The 17398-nt window shown below is 64.4% G+C and carries 18 protein-coding genes; 11 read left to right on the top strand and 7 right to left on the bottom strand.

From position 1 onward, the window contains the following. The first annotated feature begins 19 nt into the window (after window positions 1–19). Complete coding sequence (locus JJ691_RS28450) at window positions 20–607, top strand: NUDIX hydrolase (protein WP_211762680.1); 588 nt, start codon at window positions 20–22, stop codon at window positions 605–607. Here JJ691_RS28450 and JJ691_RS28445 read toward each other — a convergent pair. Continuing rightward, complete coding sequence (locus JJ691_RS28445; RefSeq protein ID WP_211762679.1) at window positions 554–1687, bottom strand: tetratricopeptide repeat protein; 1134 nt, start codon at window positions 1685–1687, stop codon at window positions 554–556. The two genes, JJ691_RS28450 and JJ691_RS28445, sit on opposite strands and share 54 nt — an antisense overlap. A 181-nt stretch (window positions 1688–1868) precedes the next feature. Beyond that, window positions 1869–2255: a helix-turn-helix domain-containing protein gene (locus tag JJ691_RS28440; RefSeq protein ID WP_211762678.1), complete on the bottom strand. Its 387-nt coding sequence runs from the start codon at window positions 2253–2255 to the stop codon at window positions 1869–1871. Window positions 2256–2426: 171 nt separating this feature from the next. Here JJ691_RS28440 and JJ691_RS28435 point away from each other — a divergent pair, with 171 nt between their 5' ends. The 5 genes from JJ691_RS28435 to JJ691_RS28415 are packed head-to-tail and all read left to right on the top strand — an operon-like array spanning window position 2427 to window position 6382. Continuing rightward, window positions 2427–2705, top strand: coding sequence for a helix-turn-helix domain-containing protein (locus JJ691_RS28435; RefSeq protein WP_211762677.1), 279 nt, complete (start codon window positions 2427–2429; stop codon window positions 2703–2705). Further along, window positions 2702–3055, top strand: coding sequence for a WhiB family transcriptional regulator (locus JJ691_RS28430; RefSeq protein WP_249227073.1), 354 nt, complete (start codon window positions 2702–2704; stop codon window positions 3053–3055). The genes JJ691_RS28435 and JJ691_RS28430 overlap by 4 nt, the downstream gene beginning before the upstream one ends. After that, entirely contained in the window at window positions 3052–3384 is a 333-nt protein-coding gene (locus JJ691_RS28425) for a hypothetical protein (RefSeq protein WP_211762676.1), read from the top strand. The genes JJ691_RS28430 and JJ691_RS28425 overlap by 4 nt, the downstream gene beginning before the upstream one ends. Beyond that, the gene (locus JJ691_RS28420) at window positions 3381–4250 is read left to right on the top strand and encodes a hypothetical protein (RefSeq protein ID WP_249227072.1); all 870 of its coding nucleotides are present in this window, start codon (window positions 3381–3383) and stop codon (window positions 4248–4250) included. The genes JJ691_RS28425 and JJ691_RS28420 overlap by 4 nt, the downstream gene beginning before the upstream one ends. Next, complete coding sequence (locus tag JJ691_RS28415) at window positions 4247–6382, top strand: cell division protein FtsK (RefSeq protein WP_211762675.1); 2136 nt, start codon at window positions 4247–4249, stop codon at window positions 6380–6382. Before JJ691_RS28420 ends, JJ691_RS28415 begins: the two co-directional genes overlap by 4 nt. Window positions 6383–6517: 135 nt before the next feature. On the opposite strand, the gene JJ691_RS28410 is transcribed toward JJ691_RS28415, so the two are convergent. Genes JJ691_RS28410 through JJ691_RS53425 form a run of 3 tightly spaced genes read right to left on the bottom strand, consistent with a single transcriptional unit; the run spans window position 6518 to window position 8792 of the window. Further along, on the bottom strand, window positions 6518–7579 hold the full coding sequence (locus tag JJ691_RS28410) for a hypothetical protein (protein ID WP_211762674.1): 1062 nt from the start codon (window positions 7577–7579) through the stop codon (window positions 6518–6520). Window positions 7580–7605: 26 nt separating this feature from the next. Next, window positions 7606–8448 (bottom strand): SAM-dependent methyltransferase, encoded by an 843-nt coding sequence (locus tag JJ691_RS28405; RefSeq protein WP_249227071.1) that lies wholly within the window; start codon window positions 8446–8448, stop codon window positions 7606–7608. A gap of 47 nt (window positions 8449–8495) precedes the next feature. Further along, entirely contained in the window at window positions 8496–8792 is a 297-nt protein-coding gene (locus tag JJ691_RS53425; protein ID WP_211762673.1) for a zinc finger protein, read from the bottom strand. Between the two features lie 233 nt (window positions 8793–9025). Here JJ691_RS53425 and JJ691_RS28395 point away from each other — a divergent pair, with 233 nt between their 5' ends. Both JJ691_RS28395 and JJ691_RS28390 read left to right on the top strand, forming a co-directional pair. Beyond that, window positions 9026–10186: a hypothetical protein gene (locus JJ691_RS28395; protein WP_211762672.1), complete on the top strand. Its 1161-nt coding sequence runs from the start codon at window positions 9026–9028 to the stop codon at window positions 10184–10186. Between the two features lie 171 nt (window positions 10187–10357). Continuing rightward, on the top strand, window positions 10358–11455 hold the full coding sequence (locus tag JJ691_RS28390) for a hypothetical protein (RefSeq protein WP_211762671.1): 1098 nt from the start codon (window positions 10358–10360) through the stop codon (window positions 11453–11455). Window positions 11456–12089: 634 nt separating this feature from the next. Here the strand turns inward: JJ691_RS28390 and JJ691_RS28385 are convergent. Both JJ691_RS28385 and JJ691_RS28380 read right to left on the bottom strand, forming a co-directional pair. Beyond that, complete coding sequence (locus tag JJ691_RS28385; protein WP_211762670.1) at window positions 12090–12500, bottom strand: hypothetical protein; 411 nt, start codon at window positions 12498–12500, stop codon at window positions 12090–12092. Continuing rightward, window positions 12497–13702, bottom strand: coding sequence for a hypothetical protein (locus tag JJ691_RS28380; protein ID WP_211762669.1), 1206 nt, complete (start codon window positions 13700–13702; stop codon window positions 12497–12499). The genes JJ691_RS28385 and JJ691_RS28380 overlap by 4 nt, the downstream gene beginning before the upstream one ends. 578 nt (window positions 13703–14280) lie before the next feature. Between JJ691_RS28380 and JJ691_RS52960 the strand changes: the two genes are divergently transcribed. The 3 genes from JJ691_RS52960 (at window position 14281) to JJ691_RS28370 (ending at window position 17395) form a co-directional block, all read left to right on the top strand. Further along, window positions 14281–14406: a hypothetical protein gene (locus JJ691_RS52960; RefSeq protein WP_256449309.1), complete on the top strand. Its 126-nt coding sequence runs from the start codon at window positions 14281–14283 to the stop codon at window positions 14404–14406. A 185-nt stretch (window positions 14407–14591) separates the two neighbouring features. Next, entirely contained in the window at window positions 14592–16457 is a 1866-nt protein-coding gene (locus tag JJ691_RS28375; RefSeq protein WP_249228285.1) for a DUF2075 domain-containing protein, read from the top strand. Window positions 16458–16468: 11 nt separating this feature from the next. Further along, the gene (locus JJ691_RS28370; protein WP_211762668.1) at window positions 16469–17395 is read left to right on the top strand and encodes a hypothetical protein; all 927 of its coding nucleotides are present in this window, start codon (window positions 16469–16471) and stop codon (window positions 17393–17395) included. Window positions 17396–17398: the final 3 nt, after the last annotated feature.

The raw sequence follows: 17398 nt of genomic DNA, 5'->3' as shown, positions 1-17398 counted from the left end.
ATCCCGTAGGATTTCCCTCGTGACGGAGGAGCGCGGAGCGTGGAAGACCTACGGTGAGCGACTGGTCTATGACAACAGGTGGGTGAAGGTTGGGCTAGCGGACGTCGAGGCCCCGAACGGCGAGCGGTGGGAGTATCACGTTGTCCACCTTGGACGCATCGCGATTGCGCTGATCGTCGATGACCAGGATCGGGCGCTCATGCTGTGGCGCTACCGGTTCGCCACGGATCAGTGGGGCTACGAACTGCTCGGCGGCCTGGTCGACGACGGCGAGGAGTCCGCGGGCACGGCTGCTCGTGAAGCCGCCGAGGAGAGCGGCTGGGAACCGGTCGGAGAGCCGGAGCATCTGATCAGCTTTGAGCCCCTTCCAGGGCAGACGACAGCGCCCATGGACATCTACCTGTGGCGCAACGCCAAGCACATTGGCGAGCCGACCGACACGGAGGAACAGGGGCGTGTCGAGTGGGTGCCATTGAGCCGCGTACAGGAGTTGGCGCAGCGCAAGGAACTTCTCGGCGCTGGCACTCTCGTAGCGCTGCTCTACTACCTCGCCTCACGCAACACCGGGGACGCTCCCCGGCAGGATGAGGCCACCGAGTCGCCGTAGCTGTCGGTCGGACTTGATCTGCGAACCGAGACGCCGCGCCTGGCGAGAGTGCTCTAGCGCGGCGTCTCGGTCGCCAAGGGCGGCGTAGGCGAACGCGAGATCCACCAGCATCCCCGTCTTCGCACGGATGAACGCCGCTGGCAGTCGCGGCAGTGCCTCGCTGAGTTGGTCGATCGCGTCCGGCTCGCCGAGGCGAGCGAGCGCATGTCCGCGCCACCTGTCGAGATGTGCACCGCCGAGGAACAGGAACGGTAGGGCGGGGTCGACGGGATCGGACGGCAGCAGCGCACCGGCAGCGTCGAAGGCGCGTAGAGCCTCGGCCCGTTGCCCGGTAGCGGCGAGTCCTTCGCCGTGCGCAGCCGCAAGCCAGGCCCGGAGCAGAGGTGGTGTCTTGTGCTCGGCGAGCGCGCGAGCATCGGCGAACTGTTCGACCGCTTGCATGGTCTCGCCGAGGTCGATCAGTACGAACGCCTGCTCTGCGGTGGCGTGTGCGAGCAGAGCAGGCGCACCTGCCTCCCGTGCGGCAGTCTTCGCCCGTTCGTAGTGCGCCCATGACTGTCCGACCGCGTTCCGGTCGAGCGCTTCCCAACCGGCCAAGGTGGATGCCTCCGTGAGCACGCCGGCGAGCGGCTCGCGCAGGCCCCTCGGTGCGCCGTACATGAGAAGGTCCTCGACCTGCTTGATGCTGCCGCGCAGTTGGTCGAGCAGCGTGACGGCCCCGAACCGACGGTCAACGTGCCGGGCGTCGTCGACCTGCCGGCGGAACAACTCGACCATGTCGGCATCCACGGTCCGGGCCGCGGCCAGCCGCGACCGCAGCTCGGTGGCTTCGCTGTCTTCCTGCTCGGGCGGGAAGCCGAGTTCCTCGTTCGTACGGCCGTAGACGTCCCGAAACAGCCGCCAGTAGAGGTCGCTGACCGACTCGTGGCCGTTCTCCCACACGGACAGCTTCGTTTTTAGGCTCGTCGGCGACATGATGGCGAGCCCGAGCGTCGACGCGCGCTGCTGAAGCAACCGGATCACTTCGGCGGAGGAGTATCCAAGTTGGTCCCGTACCGCCCGGAGCCTGGTCTTCGCCATCACTCATCCCTTGCCCGGATAACCGCCCTGACCTGCGAAGTTAATTGAGGTTAATGGGATTCGGGTTAACCGGTGCCAACTGTAGAACGGCGCCGAACTGCCGTTCTCTGTAGGCATGGACGCAACACGGAACTTCCCGGCGACCGAGCCGAAGCCTCGGTCACCGCAATCGGCGAAGCCGCTACCGACGGCCGTCGTCGGTATCACCGAATGCCGCCGTGAAGCTGGCGTTCAGGTCGTCAAGCCGTTGCGTGATCTCGGCCAAGCGGTACTCGATGACGGCAAGGCGGGCGGGCACGTCGTCGTCCGACCTGACGGCAGGTTCTCCCAGGCCGGGCGGCCTGCGGCCGGCAAGGATGGCGGCCAGGTGGCCCGGATGCCAGTCCAGCGCGAGCGAGAGCGCTTCGAGGGTGCGGGCGCTGCGTCGGCGCTGCACCGTGTTGTTCTGAATCTCGCTGACGATGGCCTTCGAGACGTGCGAGCGCTTGATGAGTTCTCGCTGACTCAGACCCAGTTCAGTCGAGCGTTGATTGATCGCTCGCGCGACTGCTGCCCAGTCTTCCGTCACGTATCCCTCCGCGCTCCGCCGCTGCACCGAGCGTAGCGCGAGGGCAATTCCGCGGACCGGCTTGCGGGTTGGTTCCCGCGGTTTGCACCCCGTTCGCGGCTAGTCGGGATGAAATCATCCCGAATTTTGGATTGAAATCAGACTTCGGCTCGAACTTAGGGACAAACCGCAATGAACAACGACAGCGAGAACGCCCTACCGGCGTTCTACACCGTGCGGGAGGCGGCGCGAATCCTTCGCGTCGATCCTGCAACCCTCTACCGGGCGATCAGGGAAGACGCGTTCCCGGCCGTCCGAGTTCGTACCCGCTACGTCGTGCCGGCCGTTGCGCTGGACAAGCTGATCACCGAGGCCGCCGAGTCTGGTGGATGCGTGGATGTCGCCCGGATCGCGACCGAGCGCCGTACGGCGCGTGAAGTCGCACGGCTGACCAGTGGTGCGTCGTGGTGAACCGTGACGAGTTTCGTGACAACTACTTCGAGGTGGTAGCAGCGGACCTGGACCGCTACGCCACCGTGCCCGACGACGTGCTGTTGGAGATCGTCACCACCGACGGCACGTGCATGTGGCTGGTCGCCAACGACGACGATCCTGAGTGGGCCGACGAGGAGTTGAACGACCGTGAGCTGGCCGCGCGGCTGTGCGCGGGCTGCCCAGTTCAGCGGGAGTGCCTTGAACACGAACTGCGCACCGCCGGGGAATCGACGGTCGGAGTTTGGGGAGCGCTGTCCGAAGAGGACCGGCGCGAGGTCTACCGCGTGTGGCTGGCTCGCCGACAGGGCGGAGGGCCGCAGGCATGACGGTCAACCTGCCGATGATGCCGCTGCTCGCCGGTCTGGGCGTGCTGGTTGGTCTCCTCCTGGTGTGGCGTGCTGGACGCCGTAGCGCGAAGGCTGCCGCCGAGGCGGCACGCACAGGCGTCCGGTTGTTCTCGCTCGCCGGCCGGGTGCTGCTCGGGGGCGCGACACTCCTCGGCGTTCAGTGGCTCGTGATCACTTACGGCGGGGACACGACGTTGCGACTGGTGGTGCTCGGGCTGCCGGACCTGTTCGCGGCCTACGTGTTGACCCGTGCCCTCACCGTGAGCACGGCCGACACACCGACTCGGCGAAAAGGCGGTCAGCGATGATCAACTCCGTCGGGTCCAACCGGAAGGAGAAGGGAGCGGTGGCCGCCCACGGGCGGCCACCCGGCCCTTCCACCAACCAAGCCGAGAAGCTCGCGCGGGAGGCTGCCGAGGCCGCCCAACGGCGGGCCTACCAGACCCATCCGGACGTGGTGGCGCTGCGGGTCGAGCACGTGCGCACCCAGGTCGACCGGCTGTGCTGGGCCGGCATCACGCTCGGCCTCGGCTTCACCATGACCAACGTGCAGGCGTTCGCTGCGGCCGGCGCGGCGACGTGGTCGCTTCCATGGCTGGCAGCGTGGCTGTTGGATCCAACGGTGTCGCTCGTGCTGCTGGCGATCCTGCGAGCCGAGCAAGTTACGGCTCGCTACCAGGTCCAGACCGGACCATGGGTGCGTCGCGCGAAGTGGCTCACGGTCGCAGCCACGTACGTGATGAACACGTGGGCGTCCTATGCAGCGGGGTCCCTGGCGGGGATCGTGCTGCATTCGGTTCCGCCGCTGGTGGTGTTCGTGGCCGCCGAGGCGGTCACTGATCTCCGCGACAAGTTGACCGAAGCAGTCACCGCAGCGTTCACGAACGCCTCGGCGGTGAACGCTCCCGCGCCTGTTCAGCAGCAGAAGGCCGAGCGACCGAGGCGCAAGAGCAACCGTCGCCGGAAGCTGTTCGGGGACTACCTCGCCGAGGCGCGCACCGCATGGTCGCCTGGTGTCGAGATCACACCCGCATGGGTCCGGTCGGTAACGAACTGCGCGCGTGGGCTGTCACCTCGGTTGGCCGTCGAGCTCAAGTCCGAAGTGGAGCGATCTCCTGCCAACGATGCGAACGAAGACGGCAAAGCGACGCCGGAAAGCGAGGCGCAGCAATGACTTCCCGTGAGTACGAAGTTGTTCGTGCCGATCCGGTGTACGACGCCGAGTTGGTAGACGAGACCGCAGCGCAGACCTCACAGCCGTCGGCTCGACGCGTGTTCGCGTCGTGGTGGCAGCGTTCACCAAGGGTTCCGCTGTCGCTCAAGAGTCGCCAGGCGGCCAAGCAGGCAGCCAAGGATCTAGTGGTGCGTGTGCTGCGTTCACCGTTCCGGCTCGTCGGCGCAGTAGTCCGCGGCTTGATGGCGGCCGCGCGATGGTGGCGGAAGTGGGTCACCGTTCACGACTACCGCGGCGCAGCTGAGCAGTCAGAGAAGTTGGCCGACAAGTTCGCCGAGATTCGCGCGCTGACGCTGTTTCGGTGGAAGGTCACCGGTGCCGTAACCGTCGCGAGTGCCATCGTCGTGCTGGTGGCTCAGCTCGTGTACGGCACGATGGCTCTGTGGATCGCTGGCGCGGCTGCGTCTGTCGCGCTGGCCATCCTCGGCCGGCGCAAGGAAGGTAGCCCTGGACGCAAGCCGGTCCTTGCCGGTCCGCGCTCGCTGACCTGGACCATGGACCCACAGGTGTTGGTGGACGCGTTCCGTGACGCTAAGTTGATCGGCAAGGACGAGACGCTGCGGCTCGTGGAACGCGCCACTCGGCAGGGCGACGGGTGGGCAATCACGGTCGACCTGCCAGCCACCCGCAAGGCTGCCGATGTCGTGAAAAACCGTGAAGCGCTCGCCTCGGCGTTGGCGGTGGACGAAGTGCAACTGATCGTGGAGCGGGTGCGAGGCAACAGCGGCCACGCCGGACGTGTCTCGCTGTGGGTTGCCGACGAAGACCCGTATGCGGCGCCGCCGCTGCGGACGCCGCTGCTGAACGTTGAGCACTGGGACGCCTGGCGCCCGGTCCCATTTGGACATGATGCCCGTGCTCGGAAGGTGAACCTGCCGCTCGTGTGGACGTCGCTGCTGATCGGTGCGATTCCCAGGCAGGGCAAGACATTCGCCGAACGGCTGGCAGCCGCGGGGCTGATCTTGGACCCCTACGCGCGGTTGTACGTGGCGGACTTCAAGGGAGGCAAGGACTGGGACGCGTGCGAGCCGTGCGCGCACCGGTTCTTCTCCGGCGACGACGACAGGCACCTACTGGAGTTCAAGGCGTGGCTTGAGGAGTTGGTGTCGGAGACACAAGGTCGGTACGGGCGGATGCGGGAGCTGGATGACGAGGCGTGCCCCGAGTCGAAGATCACCCCAGCCATTTCACGAGACAAGTCGCTGAACATGCCGATCACGGCTGTGGTCGTCGACGAGGCGCACATCCCACTGGAGTCCCGCATCCCGGTCGAGACCGAGGGGAAGAAGGTCCCACTCGGCAAGTACCTCGGCGAGCTACTCACGTGGTTGGCGAAGAAGGGGCCGGCGGCCGGCATCGTGGTCATCCTGGCCACGCAACGGCCGGACGGTAGCTCGTTACCGACGTCGCTGCGGGCAGTGCTCGGGTCGCGATTCGCGCTGCGGGTGATGGACTGGCGGGACTCCAACATCATCCTCGGCGAGCAGATGAACACCCGTGGCTACGACTCGTCCAAGCTGCTGGCGTCGCACAAGGGAGTAGGCATCCTGCGGCCTGACGGAGAGACCGAGGCAGGCGCGGACGTGCTGGCCATGACGGTCCGGACGTACTACATGCCAAACCCCGACTGGAAGACCGTCTGTCAGCGTGGCCGGGCACTGCGGGAGGCCGCCGGGACGTTGAGCGGGCACGCGATCGGCGCTGACCCGACGCCGATGCTCGACCGGGCTGCGGTTGCCAAGGCGATTGGAAGCGCGAGCGCTCCGGCCGACGATGCCGAACTGGTCGAGCTGCCGGAACCGTTGGCGTCCGTTGTGGAATATCTCGGAGAGGACCTCAACGAGCAAGACGGCCGCGTGTTCGTGCCGACAGCCGAACTGGTCGAGGTGCTCGGGGTCGAGCCGACGACGTTCGGCACCCAGATGAACGATCTCGGCTGTCGGTCGAAGCGCGACCGGATCCCGATGGCGGATGGCAACGTGCGGCAGGTACGCGGCTACTTCACCGCCGACATCCGCGCCGCCGTCAAGGCGGCTGGCAGCGACGTGGTGGGCGACGATGCGGAGGACTGATACGCGTCACAGCGGCCGTCACGCACGTGTTACCCCGTCACAGCCGCCGTGACGGGTAGGTATGGCGTTCTACCAGCGCAAACGGCGAATGTGACGGGTGGGACGGGGTACCAGGTACCCCGTCCCACCCGTCACCTACGCCGCTGGCTTTGGTGAAACCAGGTGGGGCTGCGCCATCACGAGCTTGAACGCCTTCCAGGCGTCCACCGTGTCAATCCGATCGAACGGTGGCGACGCGCTCAGGGATGCCCGTCGCAGAATCACCGTCGCCGCCGCCCAGTCGGCTGCTCCCTCGATGGTGACCGTGACGCTGTCCGCACCGTCACGCGTCGCTGTGAACACATCGCCGGGCAGACCTGCCAATGGGTGTACCAACGCGGTGGCGACCTGAGCGGCAGTGCGGCCACCGCACCACTCCACACGAATGCAGGTGGGACCGTCTTCCCGGACGGTCAACCACACCGTCGTACCCAGAACACGGAGACGGCGGAACAACGCACTAGCCAACCACGCCGGCCCAGGAACGCAGCCTGCCGCAATTGCGCCACGTTCGGGGGCGCTCAACGGGTCCTCAAAGACCGGTGGCCACTCGTGGCCGGTCAGCACGCCAGCGAAGGCAAGCATGGCGCTCCATTGCCGAAAGCTCGTGCCAGCCAACGCGACGGACACGGACTCGCCGCTGTCGGCAAGGCACAGTCGCACGTGCCGGCGACGCAGGCTCACGCGCAGCCCTGGCATCCCATGTACACGGCCGTTGACAGCGTGAGGGAGAAGCTCCGCCAGCATCGGCGCTGCGGCGGCCGGGCGCAGATGCAACACCGTCCGCATGTCCTTGATGTCGGGGTGGACCATCGTGCATACGGGCATCGGCGCTACCACACTGGTTGCCGGCCACCGGTAGGGCGCAGTCCGGCCCAACGCGAACAGGACTGCGGCTTCGAGTTGTTGCTGCGCGGGGTCGGTGGCGTCGGACAGCACCGCGCACCGCATCCGATCATCCACCGGTGGAAGGGAATTCTCACCGAGCAGGCGGGTCTCGAAGCCAGTGTCGAGAACGTCGCGGATCGTCGTTCGGGACTGGTCGGTAAGTGATGCGATGCCTGTGGTGACGGCGGGCCACAAGGTGGAGTCGGTCTCGGCAGTGTAGAGCCGACGAAGTTCTCCGAGCCTGCGGACCAGTGAGAGGCGGTGAGCCATGGATAAGTGCTCCGGGTCAACACGGATCAGGGGAGGTAAGCAACAGCCGCGAAGGCCAGCGACTCGGCGGGGTTGCCGACGTCGGCCCAGTGTTCGGGTCGCCACTCGGGCGTGTAGACGACGCCAGGGAACACCAGGTGTTCGAACGGGGCGAGCATCGCTGTCGTCTCGGCACGTGACCGTAGGTGTGCGGTGTTCTGCGTCTGCTGGTAGATCTCGATCACGCGGGCGAGTCGCTCGGGATAGTCGGTGGCGGTGGCGTGTGAGAGGGCGAGGTAGCTGCCCGAGGCCAGTGCGTCCGAATAGCCACGGACGATCTCGGCGGGGTGGCGCTCGGCCGAGACGAAATGCAGCACCGCGCACATCAGCACCATCAGCGGCTGCGAGAAGTCGATCAGACGTGTGGTCTCCGGATGGTGTAGGACGCTGTTGGGCCGCAAGATGTCTTCCTGGATGCACGTGGCGTAGGGGTTGTTCCTGAGTAGATCGATGCTGTGAGTGACGGCGACGGGTTCGTTGTCGACGTAGACCACGCGAGCGTCCGGCACGGTGCGCTGAGCGATCTCGTGCACGTTGCCGGCGGTGGGTAGACCAGAACCAAGGTCGAGGAACTGGCGAACGCCATGTCGGACGCCGTACTCCACGGCCCGGCGCAGAAAGCTTCGGTTCTGCCGGGCGAAGGTGCGGGCCTCGGGAAGCACTTGCAAGACTTCCTTGGCCTTGACGCGGTCGACCTCGAAGTTGTGTGAGCCGCCAAGGTAGTAGTCGTACATGCGAGCGGCGCTGGCGCGCTTGGTGTCGACTTCGGACGGTCGCCAGTCCGCGTTGCGGCTCCACTCGGCCGGGTCGTGGCCGTCGGCCATGCCCATGGTGTGCTCCCTGTAGTGGTGGAACGGCTGTCGGGATCGCGTCGCGTTCAGGCGGACCTTCGCTTACGCGGACGCGATGCCGCCGGTGGCGTTTCGGGGGCTGCACCTTGATGGACGGCAAGTCCTGCAAGCGAAACGTGGGTGCACTTCTTGGCCTCGTTCCAACAGTCGAGGCAAGTCGGCCACGTCCACTCCGTCGGCCCGAGTCGCTGCGTCGGTACCGTCACGCGCTCGCCAACTAGCGTCGCGATCTCGTCCCCCGGCACGACTCGGCCACCTGGCACGGCGTGCCGCTTGCCGTCGGCAGGTAGCCATCGATAAGTACGGGTCCCAACCCCAGCCATTTCTTCTCACCTCCGACGGTCGGCTACGGCGGGAGCCGCGTCGGGGACCGGCCCCCGCCGTAGTGGGGTTGTCCGGCGTGTGCGGAGCGGTGCACGTGACGGAATCGCCGGACGGCCTGCTGACCACCTACGAGCGGCCGTGGCAGACTGAAATCAGACTGTCGTCATCCCGTGTCGAGGTCCATGACACGAGCACGACATAGCCACGACATGTCCGGAGAGGGGGCTGCAGGATGTCCCAGCACGACACGTCGGGCCGGCCGCCGCGAACGGTGCTTGAGCAGAGGATCAGGGAGCGCCGCCAGACCTTCGAGGAGTTCGCGCGGTTCGCCGAGCAGTTCGCAGTCGAACATGGCGAGCCAGGGACGCTCAGCGTTCGTCATCTTCAGAGGCTCGCCACCGGTCGTCACCCGGACGGCCGTCCGATTAGCAAGGTGCGTCCTGCGACTGCTCGCCTGCTCGAACGGATCTTCGGTGTGAGCATCGATGACCTACTGTCTACGCCCGTCGCCAGTGAGGCAGTTGCCGACCCGGACCGCGAGCTCCACCTAATGCTCAGCGTCTCCCAGCGAGTCGACAGCGCAGTAATCGGGCTGCTGACGGAGCAACTCAACGCCATCCGCCGGCTTGATCGTCAGTTGGGTGCGATCGTCGCTCATGAAGAGGTGAAGACGAAGGCTCGACAGGTGGAACGACTGATGTCGTACAGCTTGTCCCCAGCCGTGCGAAGCCAACTCGCAGGCCTGCTCTCGGAGTTGCACACTCTGGCAGGCTGGCAAGCCTTGGACATAGGTAGCGTCTCGGATTCCTGGCAGCACTATGAACAGGCGAAGTCGGCTGCGGCTGAATCTGGAACCCCGTCATTCGAGACGCACTCTCTCGCTGAACAAGCCTTTGTCTTGCTTGATATTGGCAGGTCTAGTGATGCTGTCGATGTGGTGGGTTACGCTCGAAGGCGAGCAGCTGGCTCGTATTCGCGACTGTTTCAAGCGTGGCTTGCTGCCGCTCACGGGGAAGCGTTGGCGGCGATGGGTATGCGCAGCGAAAGTCTGTGTGCCTTCGATGAAGCGGCGACTCTGCTGCCCATAGACTCAGCAAGTGTCGACGGACCTTATGTCGTCCTTGATGCGACCCATCTTGCGCGATGGCGCGGCCATGCGCTTGCCCGGTTCGGTGATGCGTCAGCCGCTGGCGTGCTTTCCGGTGCCCTCGACCGCCTCGATCCGTCGTTTACGCGTGCCGCAACCGCGCTGCATGTCGATCTTGTGGTGGCGCTTGCCGCTGCCGGCGAACATGCCGAGGCTCGGCTGCAAGCCCGCCGCGCTGTTCAGCTTGCGGATCAGATAGGCTCGAAACGTCAGCAGCGACGTCTACGGCTGCTCGATGGTCTGTAACGTAGTAACGTCGTAAGTGGTTACCTGTTGTCTGACGCGCGTCGCTGGACATCTACGAGGGCGGTTGTGTCTGCCCCTCTAGTGTTGAATCGTGGATACTCGCTAGGCTGACAGTTGATGTAAGGGGTACGATGCGTCTCGCTGGCAACGCTTACCAGATCGGATGCAGCCTTGGTTAACCTACTCGACCCGCTCAGTAACGATCAGTTGCTGCTTCTGCAAACCATGGCTGGCCCGTATCTGGCTGACGGAGAGTGGCCGATCTGGGACTACGTTGAGGGCGCACTTGCTCGTCGGGATCTCGATGCACGGGAGCTTATCCGTTCGCTGCCCCGAGTTGGTTCGCAGTCGGCGGTCGGGCCGTCCTATGGTCTGGCTTGGTTTGACCGGCATGGTCTGGCTGATCAGGATCGGCCTGCGCTTACGGTTGCGGCAAGTTACCATCTGCCCGAATTGGGTACTGTACTTGCAAACCCGTTCTTGAATGTCCTTAGGATCATGGTGGAACTCCAGGTAGGGGCGCCATCTTCACCGAACCAAGTCAGTCGACCGACTATCACCCCCGCCCTTATTAAGCAGACGCTGCCGTCGATCAGTGACAGTGCGCTCAAGCGGTTGCCAGAGATTCTTCTTCACGAGCCGCCTACCAGGGGTGGCTCTTACAGTCATGATCCGAACGATCCGCTCAAGTGGCAACGGCAGCTTACTCGGGAACTGCTTAAGTATCGCAACGTTCAGGACATAAAGACCTATATTGAGCGTGTTTCAAGCTTCATGCCCTCTGCCGTGGAGCCTAAGGATCCTGTTATTATTGTTAACGGTCTCGATTTGTCAACTGACACTTTTCTCTCAATTCCCGAAGGGGTTGCCGCTTCGCCGCCGGAAGGTTACGTGTCGAGCAAGCTGGTGGTTGAACTCGAACAAAAAAAGTCCGCTCTGTGGAGTGTGGATAAGCTGATTCAGCTTGTAAAGGAACTAAATAGTAACTTTCGGGATGATCGTTGGTATTCTTGCCATGCGCTTCTGCGGGCGATTCTCGATCACACGCCGCCGGTGTTTGGTTGCAAGACATTCGATCAGGTGGTTAGTAACCATTCTTGGGGTCGAACCGATCAGAAGCATTTGAAGCGCCTTCAAGCGTTCCGAAACGCGGCGGATGACGTGCTTCATCGTCAGATTCGCAAGAGTGCGGACGTTATCTCGCTGGACGACCTGCCTGAGCGGGCTGCTGTAAACGCTTTTCTGCGCGAGTGTGTCGATCTGTTGTAGGCGATGGGTGTGGTCGGAGCTTACTGGTTCGGCCGCTCCGCGACTGTCGAAAAGGGGTGCGAGTTTCGGAGAAGTTGGGGATGGATTCGTCTATGGTGTTGCGCTCGCCGCCTCGCGCTGCATGCTGTGTCACGAGATGCTGTGAAACTCCAGAATTGGTGGCCGTAGCTCTCGGGTTGGGTGTACCACGGCTACTGTGTCGAAGTTGCCATTCTCGGTGTCGATGGTTGGAGCAACGGGTGGCAATGCAGTTAGTGAGATGGTCCTGACACCAGTGTGAGGTGGCCGGCAGGGGGTAGGGCGAGCGTGATGTAGCATGGTCAGGGGTCATCCACAGTGGACTTGTCTGTCCATGAGGCTGTCCACGAACTCGGTTGGGTGAGTGCTTCTGTGGCGATACTTTCTGCCTCAACTATCGGTGAACTGCCTGTTCAGCTACTCCTGTCGGGTGAACTTGGACACTCATAATCTGTCAGGTCGTGGGTTCGAGCCCCACCCGCCCTACAGAAACGCCTGGTCAGCGGGTTGCCGGCCAGGCGTCTCAAGATCAGGCCCATACGAAACCGGCTCTTTGCGGTGTGGGCCGCCTTGGCTGCTTTAGCCCGTCCGGGCCCGACGACTGTTCAACTTGACGTCACTCCTGAACTGGGGTGGGCCAGTACTGCTTCCTTACCTCCCGCAGATTTTCCACCGCCCCCTTGGGGAGCTCTCCATCTGCAACAAAGCGTTCGACGATGTTCATGCCGAGCTCGCGGGCCCTGGTCTCACTCTCCCCGACGTAGGAAACGTACAACTTGTCGCTATCCTCGTCGTTGACGATGAACGGTTCCCCGTCGTACTCGCACCTCCACTCGACAAGCGAGAGTGATTCCAGTTCCTCCAAGCGGACGGGCAGCTTGTACGAGCCGGAAACGGTTTCCGTAAACCGAGGATCTGGCGGGCTGGAACCCGACCATCGCAGGTTCACAACGGTCGGATCTTGGGTGCGGGTGGCCCGGTAGGTGCGCCCGTCCATGACGGCCTCGTAGTGCGGCTTGGTAATCATTTCGCTCCCGGTTCAGGAATCCAAAAGCCGTCGTCGAGCGTAGCGACAAGTTGCTCGCTGCCATCGCGGCCGACACGAAAGATCTGATCGCCGTCGGAGAGCGGGCCGGGAGCGCGCTCCCACTCGGGCACTAGATGCGCGTTCGATCCAGTGAAGCCGTTCCCTGTGAACGGGTCGCTCCAGTCTTTTGTTCCTTCGATGTTCGAGCGGCCTGTGGCGGTTGGGCCACCGAAGGGAACACTGTAGTTTTCCGGCGCGTCGACGTGTGTGCGCAGGACGTGAACCGAATCCAGACCCGCCGGAAACGTGTGGTCGTCGTAGTCCAGGCGTAGGCCTTCGCGATAGTCTGCAGGGGTTTTCATGCTTTGTGCGTCGGACATGCGCGCGAAGCATCCTTGTGCCTGGTCGGCTTGGAATCCACCCTTGATGTGTACGTTTTTCAGATAGTTGTCAGCTGTGGCGGGACTGAGAACCTTCTGGACCGATGTGCCGGCGTCAAGCGGAATTCCTTCGCGAATGCCGCGCCACTTCATGGCTTCCTCGTGGGAGACGTTCGCAGTGCCGTCGGGCTGGTTCATTCGGTGGCGCATGGAGTTGAACTCCTCCTGCGTCACGTTGTGCTCACTGAGCAGTTCGGGAAGATGAGCCTCGGCAGAGTCGGGGTGAGGGAGTCGGCCCTCGATGCGGGCGGGTTCGCCACCGCCGCCGGGGATGGTAGGCGCCTTGTGATCCTTGCCGCCACTTGGGGAGCCGATCTTCTCGGCGCTGCCGGCACCGCCGCCGGGGACGCGTTTGGGCTTCTTGCCGGAGCCGGTGCCGCCCTTGCCTACAGGCGAGCCGGAACGCGCCGATCCGCCGGGAGGGGCGACCTTGCCCTTGGCGGAAGGGTGGTGCTTGCGGAGTTTGTCGGCAGCGGTGGTGTCGGCCTCCTCATAGAGGTCGGCGGTCTTGCCAAGGCGATCGCCGGCGGAGCCGGCGACCCGGCCGCCCTCCTTGAACGTCTTACCGGCGATCTCGGTGGCCCTGCCAGTGAACTTCGCGACGACCGCACCGACACCTGACCGGTCGCCAGAGGCGTGAGAAACCAGCTTCTGTCCGGTCTCCTCGAGCTTCTGACCGGTCTCCTCGACGGTGCCGCCGAACTTCTTGAGGTTGCCGCCCGACTTCCGCAGATGGTCAGGATGGATCTTGGCCTTGCTCACGTCGCCCCCAGGTGACGATCGGCGCGTCTCAACCCAACGGGCAGGATACGGCAAGCCGAGTGGGCATTCTCGAAAACTACACAGTCGAGCGACGAGCACTCGGGTCAGTCGCAGAGTTGACCAGCTTCGTCCAGGCGGTGCAGGGCTTGCGCCGGTTACATCAGGACGTCGATGTCACCGCACTGGCCCGTGGTCACGGGATCGCACGACCGCCTGCCAGTATCTGGTGCGCCGATAAGACGTCAAACAACCGTGCTCCTGTTGTGGCGATCCCGTTGTTTGGTGTGTTTCGTTTGATTGCGGCCCTGAAGAGATATTGGGCTACTGTGCAGCCGTCTGTTCCTTGCCGTCCGGTGTGAAGAAATAGTTAGGGCTGCTGGATTGTTGCTGCTGTGGAGTCGCGGCTATGTGAAGCCCGTCACCGCACCTCCCGAGCCGCGGCGCATTGTCGCTCAGCAGTTGACGATGCCTCTCTTCGCTTGTGTACGGATCTCGCTCCGGGCGTATGGAAAGCGGCAACCGCCGATGCGGCCGACCGTCTGTGCCTGCCTGAGGTTGACGAACGAGCGCTGGCCGGCTTGAAGTTCAGCGAGGCGTTGCCGCAGCACCTTCCTGTTGCCAGCCTGGCGGCACGGCTCGCCGACCTTGAAGGCGCGGTTCGTGTTCTCGCCGAGCAGGCCCGGGTGCTCCTGGCGGACAACTGAGCTGCACCGAACTCCGCGCTGCTCAGAGCCGCGGATCGCGCTAACGGTAGCGACCGAACGTTGACGGTGAATATGTCAACGGCTGACCACCGGGCTGGCGGTCGCAAACACGTCCGAGTGACGCCTGGTCGTGTGGTATTGCTAACCGCTTGACTGTCCGTCACTGGGGAGCGCGGTTGAGTCAGGTGGTCAGCGGCAGCGTCGCGGAGCTGCGGCAAAGGATGGACGACGGCACGTTGATCCGCGATCTCGTGCGAGCGACGGGCTCATGGCAGCCGGTGAACGCGGAGACTGGCGAGGTGGGCGCCTGGCGGAACAGCCTCCCGATTCTCCTGGACGTGATGCAGCGGGCCGGTATGACGAACGTGCAGGTCGTCCTCGAGCACCGGCTGCCGTACAGCCCCAAGCGGGTGGACGCGGTTCTCTGCGGCCTGTGTCCCGGGACCAGTGAGCCGTCGTACTTGTTGGTCGAGCTCAAGCAGTGGTCGGGGCCGGTCGTCTCGGAGGCCGGTGGCTTCCGGGTCAACGGCTTGAAGAGCCTGCAGCTGCATCCGTCCGAACAGGTCTTCCGGTACGGCCGACAGCTGCTGGACTTTCATCCTGATCTCGCCCGCAACCCGCACCGGATCCGCGGCGTCGCATACCTGCACAACGCGGAGGATGAGGAGTGCGCGGCGCTGGACCGTGCCAAGTTCACCGCGCAGGACTATCTGGTCACACGCAGCAGAACACCTGTTCTCGAGAACCTCTTACGAAAGGTGCTGGACGCCTCTGTGGACCATGCCACGAACCACCAAGTGGCGAAGGACCTGATGGACGCCAGGGCGGCGCCGGCGAAGACATTGCTGACGACAGCGGCCGGCATGTTCGAGAACCGCGACGACTTCGTGCTGCTCGACGAGCAGAAGCTGGCCTACAACATGGTGATGGACGCGGTCGGGGCGACCCAGCGAGGGGACAGTCGCAAGAGGGTTGTCATCGTGCTCGGTGGCCCAGGATCCGGCAAGAGTGCCATCGCGATGTCCCTGTTGGCGAAGCTAGCCCGCACCAACCGGAAGGCTGTGCACGCCACCGGGTCCAGGGCCTTTACCCAGACCTTGTGGCGGCGGGTGGCTCGCGGTGACAGCGGCGTGAAGGCCCTGTTCGTGTACTTCCGCGACTTCAGCAAACACCGGAAGAACGAGCTCGATGTCGTGATCTGCGACGAGGCTCATCGGATTCGGGACAAGCGGTCGACCGGCAGTGGCAACAGACTGCAGGTCGAGGAACTGATCGACGTGGCGAAGGTGCCGGTGTTCCTGCTCGACGAACACCAGGTCGTGCGGCCGAACGAGGTCGGGACCCAGGAGTACATCGAGGGGACCGCGGTGGCGCGGGGGTGCGACGTCAAGGTGGTCCGGCTGGAGGGTCAGTTCAGGTGCGGCGGTTCCGTCCTGTACGACGAGTGGGTGCGCCGCCTGCTCGGCCTCTCCGAGAAGCCGCCGATCGTCTGGTCGGACCTGGTCGCTGGGACGGGTGACGAATACGTCGTGCGCACCGAGGGTTCCCCCGCGAGCCTTGAGGAATGGCTCTTGGGCCGCATGCGAGGGACCGATCACACGGCGCGGATCGCGGCGGGCTTCTGCTGGCCCTGGAGCGAGCCGAAGCCGAACGGCCGGGGCGGCCTCCGCCTAGTGGAGGACGTGGCCATCGGAAACTGGAAGCGGCCGTGGAACACGCCGGACGGCAAGAAGGTCGACGACGCGCCGCCGGCAGCGCTGTGGGCGTCCGATCCCAAGGGCTTCAACCAGGTCGGATGCATCTACACCGCCCAGGGGTTCGAGTACGACTGGGCGGGCGTGATCTTCGGCGAAGACCTCGTCATCCGGGACGACCAGTGGGTCGCCCAGATGGATAAATCCCGGGACAGCGCCGTCAAACGGGATGAGGCCCGGTTCGACGAACTGGTTCGTAACACCTACAAGGTGCTGCTCACCCGCGGCATGCATGGCGTCTGTCTGCACTCGGTGGACGAGAAGACGAATGAGTTCCTGTGCACGTACTCTCGTTGAGAGCTGGCGCGGTGGAAGTGGAGGGCGCAGTGAGTCGGACCGCCTACATCTACGTTCCCAAGAACAAGATCTCGGTCAGAAACCTGGGGATCGGCCTGGCTCGACGGGTGTGGGGTTGGGAGAACGACGCGCTGTCCAAGGCGGACGGTTTGGGAATGGCACGTTCGCTGGAGCCCGGCGATTCTGTGGTGTTCGGACACCTTGGACCGAGCAGTCGCGTCCAGCCAGAGGGATGGAAGGACGCTCGGCTGGGCAAGGTCGTGTTCGCCAAGGTCACGCGGTCGCTCTACCAGTCCGGCGAGTGGGTGTGGCCGGACAAGCCGTATCCCTGGCGCATCGACCTTGAGTACGTGGGCGAGGAGGAGCAGGTCCATGGCCTGGCGCTCGGCGCGACTGGTATGGAAGCGCTGCGGCTTTCGGCCAACAAGCAGGGCCAGCCGGTCGTCAGGGACGTGGCGGACGCCTTCGAGAAGGTGGTGGGACCGGCGGCGGCCGTGCCCGATGAGGAGGATGAGAGCCGGTTCGACGGACCGGTGGACGGCAAGCGGTTGATGGCGTACCGGCGAGAGCAGCGTTGGTTGAAGAAGCTGAAGTTCGGCGACGCCGAGGAGGTCACCTGTGATCTCTGCGGACGTGAGCTGCCGAGGCGGTTCGTTCGGGCCGCGCACATCAAGCGGCGGGCCGACTGCGAGTACCCGGAGCAGCTCAAGCCGGAGAACATCATGGCGGCTTGTGCGCTCGGCTGTGACGAGGTCTTCGAACACGGCTACATCTACGTCGACGACGACGGGAAGATCCAGCCCGGTCCGCGTTGCGACGTGTTCCCGGCGGTGCGGGAGTTCGTCAAGTTTGCCTTTACCGATAGGGAATGCGGTGCCTACGGCGTGAAGAGCAAGCCGTTCTTCGAGTACCACCGAGGCCAGGCGCTCAGGGATTGAGCG

The organism is Kutzneria sp. CA-103260 (assembly GCF_018263855.1).
Classification (GTDB): domain Bacteria; phylum Actinomycetota; class Actinomycetes; order Mycobacteriales; family Pseudonocardiaceae; genus Kutzneria.
This window is presented reverse-complemented; position numbering and strand designations above follow the sequence as displayed.

Coding starts and splice junctions, on each gene's coding strand:
- JJ691_RS28445 (WP_211762679.1), bottom strand. CDS start 1,687: ATGGCGAAGACCAGGCTCCGGGCGGTACGGGACCAACTTGGATACTCC.
- JJ691_RS28435 (WP_211762677.1), top strand. CDS start 2,427: ATGAACAACGACAGCGAGAACGCCCTACCGGCGTTCTACACCGTGCGG.
- JJ691_RS28425 (WP_211762676.1), top strand. CDS start 3,052: ATGACGGTCAACCTGCCGATGATGCCGCTGCTCGCCGGTCTGGGCGTG.
- JJ691_RS28420 (WP_249227072.1), top strand. CDS start 3,381: ATGATCAACTCCGTCGGGTCCAACCGGAAGGAGAAGGGAGCGGTGGCC.
- JJ691_RS28415 (WP_211762675.1), top strand. CDS start 4,247: ATGACTTCCCGTGAGTACGAAGTTGTTCGTGCCGATCCGGTGTACGAC.
- JJ691_RS28410 (WP_211762674.1), bottom strand. CDS start 7,579: ATGGCTCACCGCCTCTCACTGGTCCGCAGGCTCGGAGAACTTCGTCGG.
- JJ691_RS28405 (WP_249227071.1), bottom strand. CDS start 8,448: ATGGGCATGGCCGACGGCCACGACCCGGCCGAGTGGAGCCGCAACGCG.
- JJ691_RS53425 (WP_211762673.1), bottom strand. CDS start 8,792: ATGGCTGGGGTTGGGACCCGTACTTATCGATGGCTACCTGCCGACGGC.
- JJ691_RS28395 (WP_211762672.1), top strand. CDS start 9,026: ATGTCCCAGCACGACACGTCGGGCCGGCCGCCGCGAACGGTGCTTGAG.
- JJ691_RS28385 (WP_211762670.1), bottom strand. CDS start 12,500: ATGATTACCAAGCCGCACTACGAGGCCGTCATGGACGGGCGCACCTAC.